Genomic DNA, 14,271 nt, shown 5'->3' on the forward strand with positions numbered 1-14,271 from the left:
AAATCGCGCCCACAACACCGCACCGGGGGTCAGGCGGCGGGGTCGGCCTGCATCTCCTCGTCGCACCGGCGGGTCACCACGAGCACAGGGCACTGCGAGTGGTGCAGCACCGCCTGGCTGGTCGAGCCGAGAAGCAGACCGCGGAAGCCGCCACGGCCGCGGGAGCCCACCACGACGAGGTCGGCCGCCGCGGAGAACTCGGTGAGCAGCTCGGCTCCCGACCCGTCCAGCACGTGGCGCTTGATCTTGACGCCGGGGTGCTCCGCCTGGATGCGGTCGACGATGACGTCCAGCCCGGCCTCGACGTCGGCCAGCACCTGCTCGTGATCGATCTGGGACGGCAGCCAGGCGAGCACCCCGGCACCGGAGCCGAGCGGCACGCCGGCGACCGCGACCAGCTCGGCGTCCCACGACTCCGCCTGCCCGACGGCGTGCCGCAGGGCGACCTCGGACGTCGGCGAACCGTCGACACCGACGACGATCCGACTCACCTCGTGCACCGTGTCACCGTCGCGACGCTGCGGGTCGTCCGCGCCGGCACGGTGCGGGACCACGACCGTCGGGCAGTGCGCGTGCGCCGGGAGGGCCGAGGACACGGTCCCGAGCAACCGCTCGGTGAAACCGCCCCGGCCGCGGGTACCCACCACGGCGAGCGAGTGCTCGGAGGACATGTCGACGAGGACGCCGGCCGCGTCCCCCGTGGCGACCGTCCCCTGGACCGGGATGCCCAGCGGGGCGACCCGCGCCTCAGCCTCCGCGAGCACCGCCTTGGCTCCCTCGGCGATGGCGGTGTCGTCGAGCGCCGCATAACCACCGTCGAGCGACGCCGCCGTGAAGGAGGGCAACGAGTAGCTGCACACGATGTGCAGCCCCCACCCGACCCGCTGGGCGTACGTCGCGGCCCAGTCCAGGGCGTGCAGGCTCGCGGTCGAGCCGTCGACGCCCACCAGGACGACCTCTGGACGTGTCATGTCGCGCCTCCCGTCACGTCCGGACCTCACCGTCCGGAACCACCTTGGTTCAAGGGTAACGAAAGACGCCCGCAAGGTGTAGCAAAGGGAAGCACGACGCCCCGACGTTCACGAGGAACGTCGGGGCGTCGGTGGTGCTGCAGCCGGAAACCTCAGCCGGTGACCCGGAGGAAGGTGGGGCTGGACTGCCAGATGGCGGACTGGCGCACGACCCAGCCGCCGGGCCGCGTGGCCTCGATCTGCTGGCCGTTGCCGATGTAGATCGAGATGTGGCCGGGCGACCAGATGAGGTCACCGGGCTGTGCCTCGGCCGCCGAGACCACCGTGGTGGCCGAGGAGCCGTACATCTCGCTGGACGAACGCGGCAGCGACGTCACCCCGACCTGCGCGTACGCGTAGGTGACGAGGCCGGAGCAGTCGAAGCCCGACGGCGAGGCGCCACCGACCACGTACTTGACGCCGATGTAGCGGGCCGCGATCGAGGCGACCTGCGCTCCGCGCGAGCTGTCCGCGGCGGGAGCCGCCGGCGCCTCGGAGGTCGTCTCGGAGCTGGAGCTGGAGCTGGAGTCGATCGCGGTGCGCTCTGCGGAGCGCGACGGGGCCACCTCGCGGACGGGCTCCGGCTCGGGCTCCGGCGCCGCCTTGATCTCGGCCGCCTTGGCGATCTTGGGGGTGACCTTCTCGACGGTCATCGTGGCCTCGGCGTCCACGGTGACCACCGGGGCCGACTCGAGGGCCGTCCGCGCCTGGTCCGTCAGCGCGCCGAGGTCGACGGTGCTGAGCTTCTTGGCGGCGTCGTGGTCGACCGGCGCGGCGTGCGCTGCGGTGGCGCCACCGATGGTCGAGACCAGCAGGCCACCGGCGGTGGCCATGACGGCTGCCCGACGGCCGGCAGCCGCGGACGGCGCGGCCAGCATCGGACGACGTGCGGCACGGTGCTTGCCGCGCGCCCTGGTTGTTGCGTTCACGTGTTCCCTCTCCTGTCGCCTACGAGGTCAGCTGTCGGGTTCGGGTGGGAGAAATCACCCGGCCGCACAGCGCTTGCGCCCTGTGCGACTTCACCCCAAGGACACCGTGTCGATGCCCGGAAGTGGGTCCCCCGCTCCTGCCGGCGGTCTTGGTTCCCTGACCGGTGGCAGGACTCGGCGTCCGGTCAGGGTCCGGAAGAGTGCTCTACCGGACGGGGAAACCGTAGCGGATCCCGGCGGGCATGTCACGTTTAGGTCACGGCGACGTGCGACACGTGCCCCCTTACCCCTCCCGGGGCCTCTGGGCGCCCCGCTGAGGCCCTCGATCTCACCGCCCGGACGACTCCTCGTCGGAACGGTGTCGCCGCGCCGAGCGACCCCTGCGGGCCCCGGGACGCGACGAGGCCCCGCCGCGCACTGCGCGACGGGGCCTCGATCGGTACGACGGGGCGTCAGCCCACGCGGATGAACGTGGGGTTCGACTGCCAGATGCTGCGGAACTGGATCGTCTTGCCCGGACGCGGGGCGTCGATCTGCGTGTTGCCGCCGGCGTAGATGGCGATGTGGCCCGGGGACCAGATGAGGTCGCCCGGCTGCGCGGCGGACCGCGAGACGACGGTGCCCGAGTAGCGCTGGTCCGACGAGCTGCGCGGCAGCGAGACGCCGGCCTGCGCGAACACGTACTGCGTGAAGCCCGAGCAGTCGAAGCCGGACGGCGAGGTCCCACCGGAGACGTACGGGACGCCCACGTAGCGGGAGGCGATCGAGATGATCGTCGAGCCGTTGGCCGAGGCCGGGGCGGCCGACGTGGACGAGGACGAGGAGGACGACGTCTCGCTGCTGGTGCTGGTGTCGACGGCGGTGCGCTCGCCCGAACGGGACGGCGCGACCTCGCGGACGGGCTCCGGCTCGGGCTCGGGGGCCGCCTTGATCTCGGCCGCCTCGGCGATCTTGGCCGTGACCTTCTCGACGGTGATCTTGGCGTCGGCGTCGACGGTGACCACGGGGGCCGCCTCGAGCGCCGTGCGCGCCTGGTCGGTCAGCGCGCCGAGGTCGACGGTGCTGAGCTTGTTGGCCGCGTCGTGGTCGACCGGGGCAGCCTGGGCAGCGGTGGCGCCACCGATGGTCGACACGAGCAGACCACCAGCGGTGGCCACGACGGCGGCCCGGCGGCCGGCAGCCGCGGACGGCGCGGCCAGCATGGGACGGCGTGCGGCACGGTGCTTGGCACGCGTGGTGCGAGCAGTCACGTTCAACCTCTCCTGTCGCCTACGAGGTCAGCTGTCGGGTTCGGGTGGGAGAAATCACCCGGCCCCCCAGGACTCTCGTCCTGGGCGACTTCACCCCAAGGACACCGTGTCGGTGCCCGAAAGTGGGTCCCCCGCTCCTGCCGGCGGTCATCCGTGGAAACCGAGGCGGCGGCAGGGTTAGGCGTCCGTCCCGGTACTCACCGGAGGAATCTCCCGCGAGCGTGTCCGACCGTACCCGAACCGGCGAGGGATGTCACGTTCCGATCACGGCATCGCGCGCGCCGCCCGGGAGCGCCCCGCCGGAAGGCTGGCGCGGCCCCCGCTGAGCGCCCGCGAGGCGCTCAGCGCGCCGCGACGAACAGGTGCTTGGCCAGGTCCTCGGGCAGCTCGAGCCCCTCGTCGGCACCCGACGCCTGCACGGCGTAGTAGTCGCCCAGCGACCGCGCCTCGATCCGCGCGCCGGGGACGATCCCGACCTTGGCCAGCCGGGCGAGGAACTCGTCGTCGACCTGGACGGGCTCGGCGATGCGCTGCAGCACGATCGCCACCTCCTCGGAGCCACCGCGCAGGAACGCCGGCAGGGACTGCACACCCTCGAGGAACGGCACGTCCTCGTACTGCTCGCCCAGCTCCGACAGCCCGGGGATCGGGTTGCCGTAGGGGTCGTGGTGCGGGTGGTCGAGGAGCGTGACGAGGCGCCTCTCGACGAGATCGCTCATCACGTGCTCCCAGCGGCACGCCTCGTTGTGGACGTGCTCCCAGTCCAGCTTGATGACGTCGGTGAGCAGCCGCTCGGCCAGCCGGTGCTTGCGCATGACCCGCGTCGCCTTCGACCGGCCGTCGTCGGTGAGCTCGAGGTGACGGTCGCCCGTGACGACCACGAGCCCGTCGCGCTCCATCCGCGCGATGGTCTGCGAGACCGTCGGTCCCGAGTGCCCGAGGCGTTCCGCGATCCGCGCGCGGAGCGGCGTGATGCCCTCCTCGCCCAGCTCGTAGATCGTCTTCAGGTACATCTCGGTGGTGTCGATCAGGTCGGTCACGTCCACTCCCGTCTTGAGGCCCGGGCCTAGTCTATTCGCACACGTCACCGATCCGACCTCCGCCCCCGTGCGGCCGGACACACCACGCGAGCCACGGAGCCCCCATGACCCTGCAGATCCCCTCGTCGCTGCTGCCGTCGGACGGCCGGTTCGGCTCCGGCCCCTCGAAGGTCCGCACCGCGCAGGTCATGGCCCTCGGGACGGCCGGGGACCCGACCCGCCCGCTGCTGGGCACCTCGCACCGCCAGGCGGGTGTCAAGGACGTGGTCCGGCGCGTGCGCACGGGGCTCGCCGACCTCTTCGACCTCCCCGACGGATACGAGGTGGTGCTCGGCAACGGTGGTTCGACGGCGTTCTGGGAGGTCGCGACGGCGTCTCTCGTCCGCGAGCGGGCCCAACACGCGACGTTCGGCGAGTTCGGGGCGAAGTTCGCCGCGGCGACACGTCGCGCACCGTTCCTGGCGGACCCGGAGGTCGTCGAGGCCGCACCCGGGAGCGTCGCGCACCTCTCGCCGTCGGACGCCGTGGACGTCTATGCCACGCCGCACAACGAGACGTCCACGGGGGCGATGGCGCCGGTGCGCCGGCCTGCGGGCCGCGACCAGCTCCTCCTGACGGACGCGACGTCGGGCGCGGGCGCCCTGCCCGTCGACGTCCGCGAGACGGACGTCTACTACTTCGGCCCGCAGAAGGTCTTCGGGGCCGACGGCGGCCTGTGGCTCGCGCTGTGCAGCCCGGCCGCGCTCGAGCGCGCCGCGGAGGTGGAGTCCTCCGGGGGCGACCGGTGGGTGCCGGAGTTCCTGTCGTTGACGACGGCGCTGGAGAACTCGCGGCAGGACCAGACGCTGAACACCCCGGCGATCGGCACGCTGGTGATGCTCGCCGACCAGGTGGAGTGGATCCTCGGGCAGGGCGGGCTGGAGTGGTCGAGCGGGCGCTGCGCGGAGTCGGCGGCGACCCTCTACGGCTGGGCGGAGTCGCGCGAGTGGGCGACGCCGTTCGTCGCGGACCCGGCGGAACGGTCCACCGTGGTGGGGACGATCGACCTGGACCCCGCGATCGACGCGAGCGCCGTCGTCGGCCACCTGCGGGAGAACGGGGTGCTCGACGTGTTCCCCTACCGCAAGCTCGGACGCAACCAGATCCGGGTCGGGATGTTCCCCGCGGTCGAGCCCGCGGACGTGGCCGCTCTCACGGCGTGCGTAGATTACCTGGTCAACACCCTCGACTGACGCAGGACCGCCGATTTTTCACCCGCTCGCTGCTACGATTTCACCCGCTCCCTGCTAGCCTCCCCGGACAAACGTCACAAAACCGACGCCTGTCAGAGCAAAGGGGCTGCCATGCCGGAGATGGACCACTTCACGTACGGGATGCTCACGCCGTTGGCGGGCTACATCGCCTCCTTCATCGGCTGCCTGACGGGGCTGTCGGCCACATCCCGGGCGCGCGCCGCCACGGGCGCCGTCGCGAAGAGCATCTGGCTCGCCATCGGGGCCGTGTCGATCGGCGGCACCGGCGTCTGGGTCATGCACTTCATCGCCATGCTCGGTTTCACCGTGGACGGCATGCCGATCAAGTACGACGTGCCGTTGACCATCGTGTCCGCCCTGCTGGCGATGCTGGTCGTGGCGGTCGGCCTGTTCGTCGTCGGGTTCCTCGGCGACCGGCTCGTCTTCCTCCTCGGCGGCGGCCTGATCGTCGGCCTCGGCGTCGCGAGCATGCACTACATGGGCATGGCGGCGATGGTGATGAGCGGCGAGACCCACTACGACACGCTGCTGGTCGGGGTCTCGCTCGTGATCGCCGTCGTCGCCGGCACGGCTGCGCTGTGGCTGTGCGTCAACGTCAAGGGCTGGCTCCTGGCGACCGCGGCCGCGCTGGTGATGGCCGCGGCGGTGGCCGGCATGCACTACACGGGTATGGCCGCCATGCACATGACGGGCCCGATGGGCGAGGCGCCCGGGGGCACCTCGGCGATGGAGCTGCTCGGGCCGCTCATCGCGGGGGTCTTCCTCACGACGGTCGCACTGATCTTCGTGGTCCTCATGTGGCCCACGGAGGACGAGATGCGCGAGCGCCAGGAGCTTGCCGAGCGCCTGCCGCTCCCCCAGGGCTGACCGGCGACCACCCGGCACCACGCCCCCCGGCCCCCCGGCACCGGGGGGCCGACGCCGGCTCAGGCGGCGCGGGCGTGCTCCTGGTCCGCGGCGGGCGCATCGAGGTACACGACCTCGAGGTGCGGTCGGCGCAGCAGCCGGTAGCGCACCCTGAGCCGCCAGTTGCGCACGGCCCACACCGTGGCGCCGAGCGCGACGACGAGCGTGGCGATCGACCCGATGAGGATCGACCAGCGGGGCCCGAACACCTCGCCGACCCATCCGACGATCGGCGACCCGATCGGCGTCGCGCCGAGGAACACCATCATGTAGAGCGACATGACGCGCCCGCGCATCGCCGGGTCCGTCGAGGTCTGGATGGTGGAGTTGGCCGCCGTCATCATGGTCAGCGACGCGAGCCCGACGGGGATGCAGGCCACCACGAACGACGGGAACGTCGGCATGAGGGCCATCACCGCCGTCGCGACGGCGAACGCGAACGCCGCACCGATGACGAGCCGCACGCGCGGGCGGTCGCGCCGGGCCGCCAGCAACGCACCCGTCAGCGACCCGATCGCCAGCACGGAGCCGAGCAGCCCGAACTCACCGGCGCCGCGCTCGAACTCGACGCGCGCCATCATGGCCGAGGTGAGCTGGAAGTTGAGACCGAACGTGGACACGACGGCCATCACCACCATGATCACCACGATGTCGCTGCGCCCGCGCACGTAGCGCAGGCCCTCCCGGATCTGGCCCTTGCCGCGCGGGGCGGGCTCGCGGGCCCAGGTCGCCTCCGGTCGCATGAGCGCGACGGCGGCGATCGTGGCGGCGAAGGTGAGCCCGTTGATGACGAACACCCAGCCGGACCCGACGGCAGCGATCAGCAGCCCGGCCACGCCCGGCCCCACGAGCCGGGCCGCGTTGAAGGAGGCGGAGTTCAGCCCGACGGCGTTGGCGAGCCGCTCGGGCGGCACCAGCTCGGCGACGAAGGTCTGCCGCACGGGGTTGTCGAACGCGGTGACGACGCCGAGCCCGAGCGCGAACGCGTACACCTGCCAGAGCTGGGCGTGCCCGGACAGGACGAGCACTCCGAGGCCGAGCGCGAGCACGCCCATCGCGCCCTGGGTGACCATCAGGAGCCGACGGCGGGGCAACCGGTCGGCGAGCAGGCCCGCCCACGGCCCGAGCAGCAGCATCGGCAGGAACTGCAAGGCGGTGGTGATGCCGAGGGCGACGCCGGAGTCGTCGGTGAGGTCGGTGAGGACCAACCAGTCCTGGGCGACGCGCTGCATCCAGGTGCCGACGTTGGCGACCAGGGCGGCACCGAACCAGAGGCGGTAGTTGGGGTAGCGCAGGGAGGAGAAGGTCGCGCTCATCCGGCCGCCACCCGCACGAGGATCTCGGTGGCGGCGGCGAGGGTGGCGCGCTCGTCGGCGTCGAGCTCTTCCAGCCGGCAGGTGAGCCAGGCGTCCCGGCGACGGCGCGTCTCGGCGATCTCGTGGCGTCCGGCGTCGGTCAGGCGGACCACGACCTGGCGCTTGTCGGTGGGGTGGTCGATCTTGGCGACGAGGCCGAGTTCGGCGAGCGCCGTGACGGCCCGGGTCATGGCGGGCGGCCGGACGCGCTCGTGCTCGGCCAGGGCGCCGGGGCTCATCTCGCCGTGCCGGTCGAGGACGGCGAGGACGCCGAACTGCCCCTCGGGCAGGTCGGCCTCTCCGCGCTGCGTGCGCAGACGGCGGGCAGCTCGGGTGAGGGCGACGCGGAGGTCGCTGCTGAGCCGGGCGGGATCATCGATCACTGTCCTTACCCTAGGTCATTACCTGGCGACATGTTCTGTGAGATCCACCACGGCCAGAGGCCGGAAGGGGTGTCTGACCTCGGCCGGGGCCTACTACTGTGTGCGCCGTGCGCACCGAACTCACACTCGCAGACACCCTGAACACCCTCGGACTCCTCGGCGGCTCGACGCTGCCCCGCTTCGTCACCGACGTCGGCGGCCAGGGGGACGTCCTCGACGTCGTCGCCGACGCCCGCTCCGTCAAGGGCCTCCCCGGTCCGCTCAAGCTGGCGACGAAGCTCGTCCCGGCCGTCCGCTCCAAGCTCCGCGTCGAGCAGTTCGACGGCGGCGTCGCCGTCCTGAGCGTCGACGCGTCGGCCGGCGGGCTGCCCGCCCACAAGATGCTCGGTCTGGCGAAGAACCGGATCGAGTCCGTCCTGGAGTCCAAGGGGCTCCCGGCCGGCTCGGTGGAGATCCGTCCCGACGCCCGCATCGCGCTGGACGTGCAGCGGCTGCTGGCCGCCCGCCACCCCGGCACGGTCGTCACGGGGATGACCTTCACCGACGGCCAGGTCGCCCTCGACACGGCCGCCTGACCCGCACCACCCCGCTCACGCGTTGTGGGCGCGATTTCTGGGTCCGAAAATCCGCCATAGCGGACAGAACGGACCAGAAATCGCGCCCACAACATTTCGCGCGGCCGCAGCCGCCGGCGCTACTTCACCGTCGCGGGGAGGAGCTCCAGCTCCTCGCCGTGCTTCGCCAGGAACTCCTGCGCCTCGCCCTTCGAGATCGCCTTCGTCAGCTTGCCGAAGGGCTCCTCGTCCAGCACCACGATCGACTGCCCGTCGGCGGAGCGGCCGGTGCCCTCGTACGGCGCGGTCATGAACACCACGTCGTTCGTGGAGATCTCCCGCGCCTCGTCGAAGATCTCCCGCATCCGCGTGATCGACAGGGCGTCGTCGGTGGCGACGGAGTGGCTCACCTCGTCGAAGAACCGGGTCATCATCACCGGGTCGCGGCGGTTGTTGTTGATCTTGCCCAGGATGGCGCGCATCCAGTTCTGCTGGCGCTGCACCCGCCCGAAGTCGCCGTTGGACAGCCCGTAGCGCTGGCGGGTGTACGACAGCGCCTCCTCGCCGCTCATCATGTGCTTGCCGGCCTCGAAGAACACGTCGTCACCGTCGCCGATGTCCTCCGGCACGGTGATCTGCACGCCCTCCAGGGCGTCCGTCAGCCCGACGAACTGCTCGAACCCGGTCACCACGAAGTGGTGGATGCGCACGTCGGTGAGCTTCTCGACCGTGTCGATCATGAGGCTCGGCCCGCCGTAGGCGTAGGCGGCGTTGATCTTGGCGTGGCCGTGCCCGGGGATCTCCACCCACGAGTCACGCGGGATCGAGACCACCACGGCGGACGACCGGTCGGCCGGCAGGTGGACGAGCATGATGGCGTCGGGCCGCTGACCGGACTCGGTCAGGCTGGCGAGGCCGTCGGCCGACCCGCGCGAGTCCGACCCGAGCACGAGGAAGTTGATGTCGGTGAGCTCGGTGCCCTCCTCCGACGGCGCCGGCTCGGGGCGGTCCGTGAGCTCGGCGAAGGGGTCGCCCAGCTTCTCGACGTTCGCGTCCAGCCGCTGCTGGAACCACCAGATCCCCCCGAAGGCCGCACCGGCCAGGACCGCCACCAGCGTCACCACGACGACGAGCGCGCGGGCGGTGTTGCTCAGGCGGCGGGTGCCGCGGGCGTGACGGCGCGGCGGGGGCTCGTCGGGCATCCCGGGCACGAGCGGGCCGGACGAAGAGGGAGGAGTCACGGGGGAATCCTAGGTGCTCGGACCTGCTGATTCTCGTTCCGATGCGAAGGAGATGTGCCGAGCTGGTGCCGATTGCCCCTAACATCTATGGGAGCGCGCCCGCCGGCGGCTTGCCGGACGGCGCGCCCACGATCCACTCGGGGGGCACGGGACATGCGCACGACGTCGGCCGCGCGACGACGGTTGCTGCTGGTCACCCACCACTACTACCCCGAGCGCGGTGCCCCCCAGCGCCGGTGGGACGCCCTGACGCCCCGGCTGATCGACGCCGGCGTGGACGTCTCGGTGCTCGCCCCGCCCCCGCACTATCCGGCGGGCCGGCTCTTCGAGGACCGTGCGGAGTACCAGCCCGGGCGCCTGAGCCGCGGCCGCCACGGCGAGCGGATCGTGCGGACCACGTTCCGCGAGCACTCCTCGCGACTGCGGTCCCGGTCGCTCGACCAGGCGGTCGTGGCGTGGAGCTCGATCTGCCTGGGCCTGCGCATCTTCCGCCACCCGAGCCTGCGGCCCGACGTCGTGGTGGGCACCGTGCCCGGCATCCCGTCCATGTTCGCCGCGTGGGTGCTGGCACGGGCGACGCGGGCCAAGTTCGTCGTCGAGATGCGCGACGCCTGGCCCGACCTCATCGAGCCGGCCGGACTCTTCCGCGCGGGCCGGACGACGAAGGCCCGGGTCCTGGGCCTCGCCCGCACGTTCGTGCACCGCGCCGTCAGCCGGCTGCAGGCACGCGCCGACTCGGTGGTGACCACCACCGAGACGTTCGCCGAGGTGCTCCAGGGCCGCGGCGTCGACGACGTCGCGGTGGTGCGCAACGGCACCTCGTACACACCGGACGCGGCCGACCTGGCGTCCTCCGGCCCGGCGGCCCCCACGAGCCCCGCGGACCCGACAGACCCGGCGAGCCCCGCGGACCCGACAGGCCCCGGGCCCGACGGCGGCCCCCTCCTCCTGCAGGACCGCCCGCTCCGCGTGGCGTACGCCGGGACGGTGGGCCGCGCGCAGGACCTCGGGACCGTGGTGCGGGCCGCGGCCGAGATGCGTCGCCGCGGCCGCGCGGTCGACGTGCGGATCGTGGGGCCCGGCGCGGAGGTGGAGTCCCTGCAGCGGCTGGCCGCGGACCTCGACGCACCGGTCACGTTCGGAGGACCGGTACCTGCCGAGGAGGTCCACGCCCTGTACCGGTGGGCGGACACCGTTCTGGTGTCGCTGCGTGACTGGCAGCCGCTGGAGTGGACCGTCCCGTCCAAGCTGTACGAGGTGATGGCCTCCGGCCGCCTCGTCACGGCCTGCGTCGCGGGCGAGGCCGCGGAGATCGTCGCCTCGACCGGCGCCGGCACGGTGGTGCTGCCGGGCGACGCCGCGATGCTCGCGGACGTCTGGAGCGGCTGGGTGCGCGACGGCGCCCTCCCCGAGGTGTCGCCCGCTGCGGCGGCGTGGGTCGCGGCGAACGCCGACGACGACGAGCTGGGCCGGCGGTACGTCCAGCTCGTCGACCACCTGATGGAGCCCGAGCAGCACGCCGCGAGCGCCGGGCACCTGGCCGCCGCGGCGGACGGCACGGGTTGTCCCACGTGCGAGATCAAGGCGGTGCCCGAGCCGCCCGAACGGGCCGCGCCCTCGATCGGCGCCGTGCGCCCGTCCGGGGAGTCGGTCGCGTGACGCGGGTGTCCGAGCTCGCGCACAACGTCCGGTTCACCGCCTCCTACGTGGTCCACGCCCTGGCCACCGACCCGGCGTGGCTGGTGCTGCAGGCGTCGCGCCGGCTGCCCGCCCGGGTGAGCGCCGTCGTCGTCCCCGGGGTGGAGCGCCTGGTCGGGGACGGCGCCGGCGGTGCGGCGGGACGCCTGCGGGCGGCCTGGGCGGCCGGCGACGTGACGACGGTGCGCGATGCCGCGCCCCGGGGGCGCACGGGCCGCCGCGTGCGGGCGGCCCTGCTGGGGCAGGTCGCCACGCTGGAGCCCACGGGCACGGACGAGCCCACGAGCCCGGACCGCTCCGCGCCGAGCGCGCCCGTCGCGGTGCACCACCACCTGACCAACTCCCTGCCGCACACCCAGAGCGGGTACACGCTGCGCTCGCACGCGATCCTCACCGCGCAGCGGGCGGCGGGCCACCGCGTCACGGCGACCACCCGGGTGGGCTATCCCCTGACGATCGGCGCGCTGGGGGCGCGCCGCACCGACGTCGTCGACGGCGTGGGGTACGCGCGGCTGGTCCCCCGCTCGCTGCCTGCGGACCACGCCCGGCGGGCCGAGGACGGCACCGCGCTGCTGGCGGCCGAGCTGGAGCGGCACCGTCCCGACGTCGTGCACGCCACGACCCCGTGGACCACGGGCGCGGCCGCCCGGGCCGCCGCCGAGCGCGCCGGGCTGCCCTGGGTCTACGAGGTGCGGGGCCTGCCCGAGGAGACGTGGGCGGCCTCGCACGCCACCGCCGCGGCGCGCGAGGCCGCGACGCGCTCGGAGCGGTACGCGCTGGTGCGCGCCAAGGAGACGGAGCTCGCCCTGGCGGCCGACCACGTGGTGACGCTCAGCGCGACGATGCGCGACGAGCTCGTCGGGCGCGGCGTGCCCGCCGAACGCATCACCGTGGTGCCCAACGCCGTCGACTCCGCGCTGCTCGACGCCACGGCACCGACACCCGCCGAGGCCCGCGCCGCGCTGGGCCTGCGCACGGCGCCCCAGGTGGTCGGCACCGTCAGCTCGCTGGTCGGGTACGAGGGTCTCGACACGATCCTGCGCACGGTCGCCACCCTGCGCGACGGCGGTACGGACGTCTCGGCGCTGGTGGTCGGCGACGGCGTCGCCCGGCCCGGGCTGCTGCGGCTCGCCGCCGAGCTGGGGATCGCCGAGCACGTGCACCTGCCCGGCCGGGTGCCCCGCGACGTGGCCCGCACCTACCTCGCGGCGCTCGACGTCGTGCTGGTGCCCCGCCGCCCGGACCGGGTCACCGGGCTGGTGACGCCCCTGAAGCCGGTCGAGGCGATGGCCACGGGCCGGCCGGTGGTGGCGAGCGACCTGCCCGCGCTGCGCGAGGTGTGCTCCCCGCTCGACGGCGGCGCCCCGGCGGCGCTGCTCGTGCCGGCGGACGACCAGGTGGCCTGGGTCGACGCCGTCGGCGGCCTGCTGGGCGACGCCGCCCGGCAGAAGGCCCTCGTCGCGGCCGGCCGGGACGTGGCGGCCGAGCGGACCTGGTCGCAGCTCGTGGCACGTTACGACGACGCCTACGCGGCGGCGACCGGCGCGCCCCTGACCGACGAGAACCGGAAGGATCGACGATGACCCGGACCCGACCCCGCGGGGCGCGCGTCGCTGCACTCCTGGCCGCGGCCGCGCTGGCGCTCGGCGCCTGCTCGCCGAGCGCCGACCCTGCCCCCGAGGCCGCGTCGACGCAGACCACGACGGAGGCGGTGGAGCCGGCGGAGAAGTCGGCCGCGCCGTCCCCGTCGCCGTCACCCGAGGCCGAGGACCCGCTCGGCGAGGGCGCCCGCAACATGCTGCTCATCGGCACGGACTCGCGCGACGCCTCCTCGATGGGCGGCAACGCGGACATCATCATGCTGGCGCACGTGCCGGCGGACCGGGAGCAGCTCTACCTGGTCTCGTTCACGCGGGACATGCACGTCCCGATCCCGGGGCTGGGTGCGGGCAAGATCAACTCGGCGTTCTCACGCGGAGGGACCCAGACCCTGGTCGACACGGTCTCGGAGCTGGTGGGCGGCCTCGAGATCGACTACACGATGCAGACGAACTTCAACGGGTTCATCAACCTCACGCGGGCCCTCGAGGGGTTCGAGGTGGACAACAAGCACCACTCGACGGTGACGGTGAACTCCACCGGGCGGGTCGTGGACTTCCCCGAGGGCCGCGTCACGCTGGAGAACACCGACGGGCTCATCTACGTGCGCGAGCGCAAGCGGCTGCCCCTGGGCGACCTGGACCGCACCGAGCGGCAGCGCGCCGCGGTGGTCGGGATGATGGACCGCATCGCGGAGCGCAGCGACGACCCGGCGTTCGTCGCCGAGCTGATCGCGCTGCTGTTCAACAACGTCAAGGTCACCGGCGACCTGGCCGTGGAGGACTTCGTGGACCTGGCGCCGATGGCCTCCGAGCTCGAGCGGGACGACGTGGTGAGCCTCATGTCGCCGATCACCGGGTTCGGCACCGTGGGCGGCGCGTCGGTGAACCTGGTGGACGAGGCGCAGACGGCGGACCTCGGCGAGGCGCTGCGCACGGACACGATGGACGACTACGTCGAGGAGTACGGCACCGACTACGCGCCCTGAGCGCTCCCGCCCGTCGTCCCCCACGAAGCGTTGTGGGTGCACGTTGGCACTCGAAATGCCCTATA

General features: G+C 73.0%; 13 protein-coding genes and 2 riboswitches. Of the genes, 6 read left to right on the plus strand and 7 right to left on the minus strand.

The features are described 5' to 3' along the window. Positions 1–29: 29 nt before the first annotated feature. From MWU57_RS04370 to MWU57_RS04385, 4 genes are all read right to left on the minus strand, one after another. Positions 30–971 carry a universal stress protein gene (locus MWU57_RS04370; protein WP_106267451.1) on the minus strand — a complete coding sequence of 314 codons (942 nt, stop codon included), beginning with the start codon at positions 969–971 and terminating at the stop codon, positions 30–32. Positions 972–1,123: 152 nt separating this feature from the next. Then, entirely contained in the window at positions 1,124–1,939 is an 816-nt protein-coding gene (locus MWU57_RS04375; protein WP_246907490.1) for a C40 family peptidase, read from the minus strand. Further along, positions 1,940–2,129: riboswitch (cyclic di-AMP (ydaO/yuaA leader) on the minus strand. Between the two features lie 262 nt (positions 2,130–2,391). Further along, positions 2,392–3,189: a C40 family peptidase gene (locus MWU57_RS04380; protein ID WP_246907492.1), complete on the minus strand. Its 798-nt coding sequence runs from the start codon at positions 3,187–3,189 to the stop codon at positions 2,392–2,394. Between the two features lie 2 nt (positions 3,190–3,191). Beyond that, positions 3,192–3,370, minus strand: a riboswitch (cyclic di-AMP (ydaO/yuaA leader). 160 nt (positions 3,371–3,530) lie between these two features. After that, the gene (locus MWU57_RS04385; RefSeq protein WP_106266432.1) at positions 3,531–4,229 is read right to left on the minus strand and encodes a metal-dependent transcriptional regulator; all 699 of its coding nucleotides are present in this window, start codon (positions 4,227–4,229) and stop codon (positions 3,531–3,533) included. Between the two features lie 104 nt (positions 4,230–4,333). On the opposite strand from MWU57_RS04385, the gene serC reads away from it, so the two are divergent. Continuing rightward, positions 4,334–5,461 carry a phosphoserine transaminase gene (serC, locus tag MWU57_RS04390; RefSeq protein ID WP_246907494.1) on the plus strand — a complete coding sequence of 376 codons (1,128 nt, stop codon included), beginning with the start codon at positions 4,334–4,336 and terminating at the stop codon, positions 5,459–5,461. 111 nt (positions 5,462–5,572) lie between these two features. After that, positions 5,573–6,349 carry an MHYT domain-containing protein gene (locus MWU57_RS04395; RefSeq protein ID WP_246907496.1) on the plus strand — a complete coding sequence of 259 codons (777 nt, stop codon included), beginning with the start codon at positions 5,573–5,575 and terminating at the stop codon, positions 6,347–6,349. A 59-nt stretch (positions 6,350–6,408) separates the two neighbouring features. Here MWU57_RS04395 and MWU57_RS04400 read toward each other — a convergent pair whose 3' ends face one another. Then, a complete protein-coding gene (locus MWU57_RS04400; RefSeq protein WP_106265998.1) occupies positions 6,409–7,704 on the minus strand; it encodes an MFS transporter in 1,296 nt (431 codons plus the stop codon). After that, positions 7,701–8,126 carry a MarR family winged helix-turn-helix transcriptional regulator gene (locus MWU57_RS04405; protein WP_246907499.1) on the minus strand — a complete coding sequence of 142 codons (426 nt, stop codon included), beginning with the start codon at positions 8,124–8,126 and terminating at the stop codon, positions 7,701–7,703. The genes MWU57_RS04400 and MWU57_RS04405 overlap by 4 nt, the downstream gene beginning before the upstream one ends. 107 nt (positions 8,127–8,233) lie before the next feature. Between MWU57_RS04405 and MWU57_RS04410 the strand changes: the two genes are divergently transcribed. Continuing rightward, positions 8,234–8,701 (plus strand): hypothetical protein, encoded by a 468-nt coding sequence (locus tag MWU57_RS04410; RefSeq protein ID WP_246907501.1) that lies wholly within the window; start codon positions 8,234–8,236, stop codon positions 8,699–8,701. 119 nt (positions 8,702–8,820) lie between these two features. On the opposite strand, the gene MWU57_RS04415 is transcribed toward MWU57_RS04410, so the two are convergent. Continuing rightward, on the minus strand, positions 8,821–9,921 hold the full coding sequence (locus MWU57_RS04415; protein WP_243400821.1) for an LCP family protein: 1,101 nt from the start codon (positions 9,919–9,921) through the stop codon (positions 8,821–8,823). 153 nt (positions 9,922–10,074) lie between these two features. Between MWU57_RS04415 and MWU57_RS04420 the strand changes: the two genes are divergently transcribed. From MWU57_RS04420 to MWU57_RS04430, 3 genes are read left to right on the plus strand one after another with little or no spacing between them, the layout of a single operon-like run. After that, the gene (locus MWU57_RS04420) at positions 10,075–11,580 is read left to right on the plus strand and encodes a glycosyltransferase family 4 protein (protein WP_246907503.1); all 1,506 of its coding nucleotides are present in this window, start codon (positions 10,075–10,077) and stop codon (positions 11,578–11,580) included. Further along, positions 11,577–13,202: a glycosyltransferase gene (locus tag MWU57_RS04425; RefSeq protein WP_246907505.1), complete on the plus strand. Its 1,626-nt coding sequence runs from the start codon at positions 11,577–11,579 to the stop codon at positions 13,200–13,202. Before MWU57_RS04420 ends, MWU57_RS04425 begins: the two co-directional genes overlap by 4 nt. After that, positions 13,199–14,206 (plus strand): LCP family protein, encoded by a 1,008-nt coding sequence (locus MWU57_RS04430; protein ID WP_246907507.1) that lies wholly within the window; start codon positions 13,199–13,201, stop codon positions 14,204–14,206. The genes MWU57_RS04425 and MWU57_RS04430 overlap by 4 nt, the downstream gene beginning before the upstream one ends. The last annotated feature ends 65 nt before the right edge of the window (positions 14,207–14,271 follow it).

This window comes from Isoptericola sp. S6320L, from assembly GCF_023015685.1.
GTDB classification, from domain to species: Bacteria; Actinomycetota; Actinomycetes; order Actinomycetales; family Cellulomonadaceae; genus Isoptericola; species Isoptericola halotolerans_A.

What these genes read in the sequence shown, in the direction of transcription:
- MWU57_RS04395 (WP_246907496.1), top strand. Translation starts at nt 5,573, where the DNA reads ATGCCGGAGATGGACCACTTCACGTACGGGATGCTCACGCCGTTGGCG.
- MWU57_RS04370 (WP_106267451.1), bottom strand. Translation starts at nt 971, where the DNA reads ATGACACGTCCAGAGGTCGTCCTGGTGGGCGTCGACGGCTCGACCGCG.
- MWU57_RS04400 (WP_106265998.1), bottom strand. Translation starts at nt 7,704, where the DNA reads ATGAGCGCGACCTTCTCCTCCCTGCGCTACCCCAACTACCGCCTCTGG.
- MWU57_RS04430 (WP_246907507.1), top strand. Translation starts at nt 13,199, where the DNA reads ATGACCCGGACCCGACCCCGCGGGGCGCGCGTCGCTGCACTCCTGGCC.
- MWU57_RS04420 (WP_246907503.1), top strand. Translation starts at nt 10,075, where the DNA reads ATGCGCACGACGTCGGCCGCGCGACGACGGTTGCTGCTGGTCACCCAC.
- serC (WP_246907494.1), top strand. Translation starts at nt 4,334, where the DNA reads ATGACCCTGCAGATCCCCTCGTCGCTGCTGCCGTCGGACGGCCGGTTC.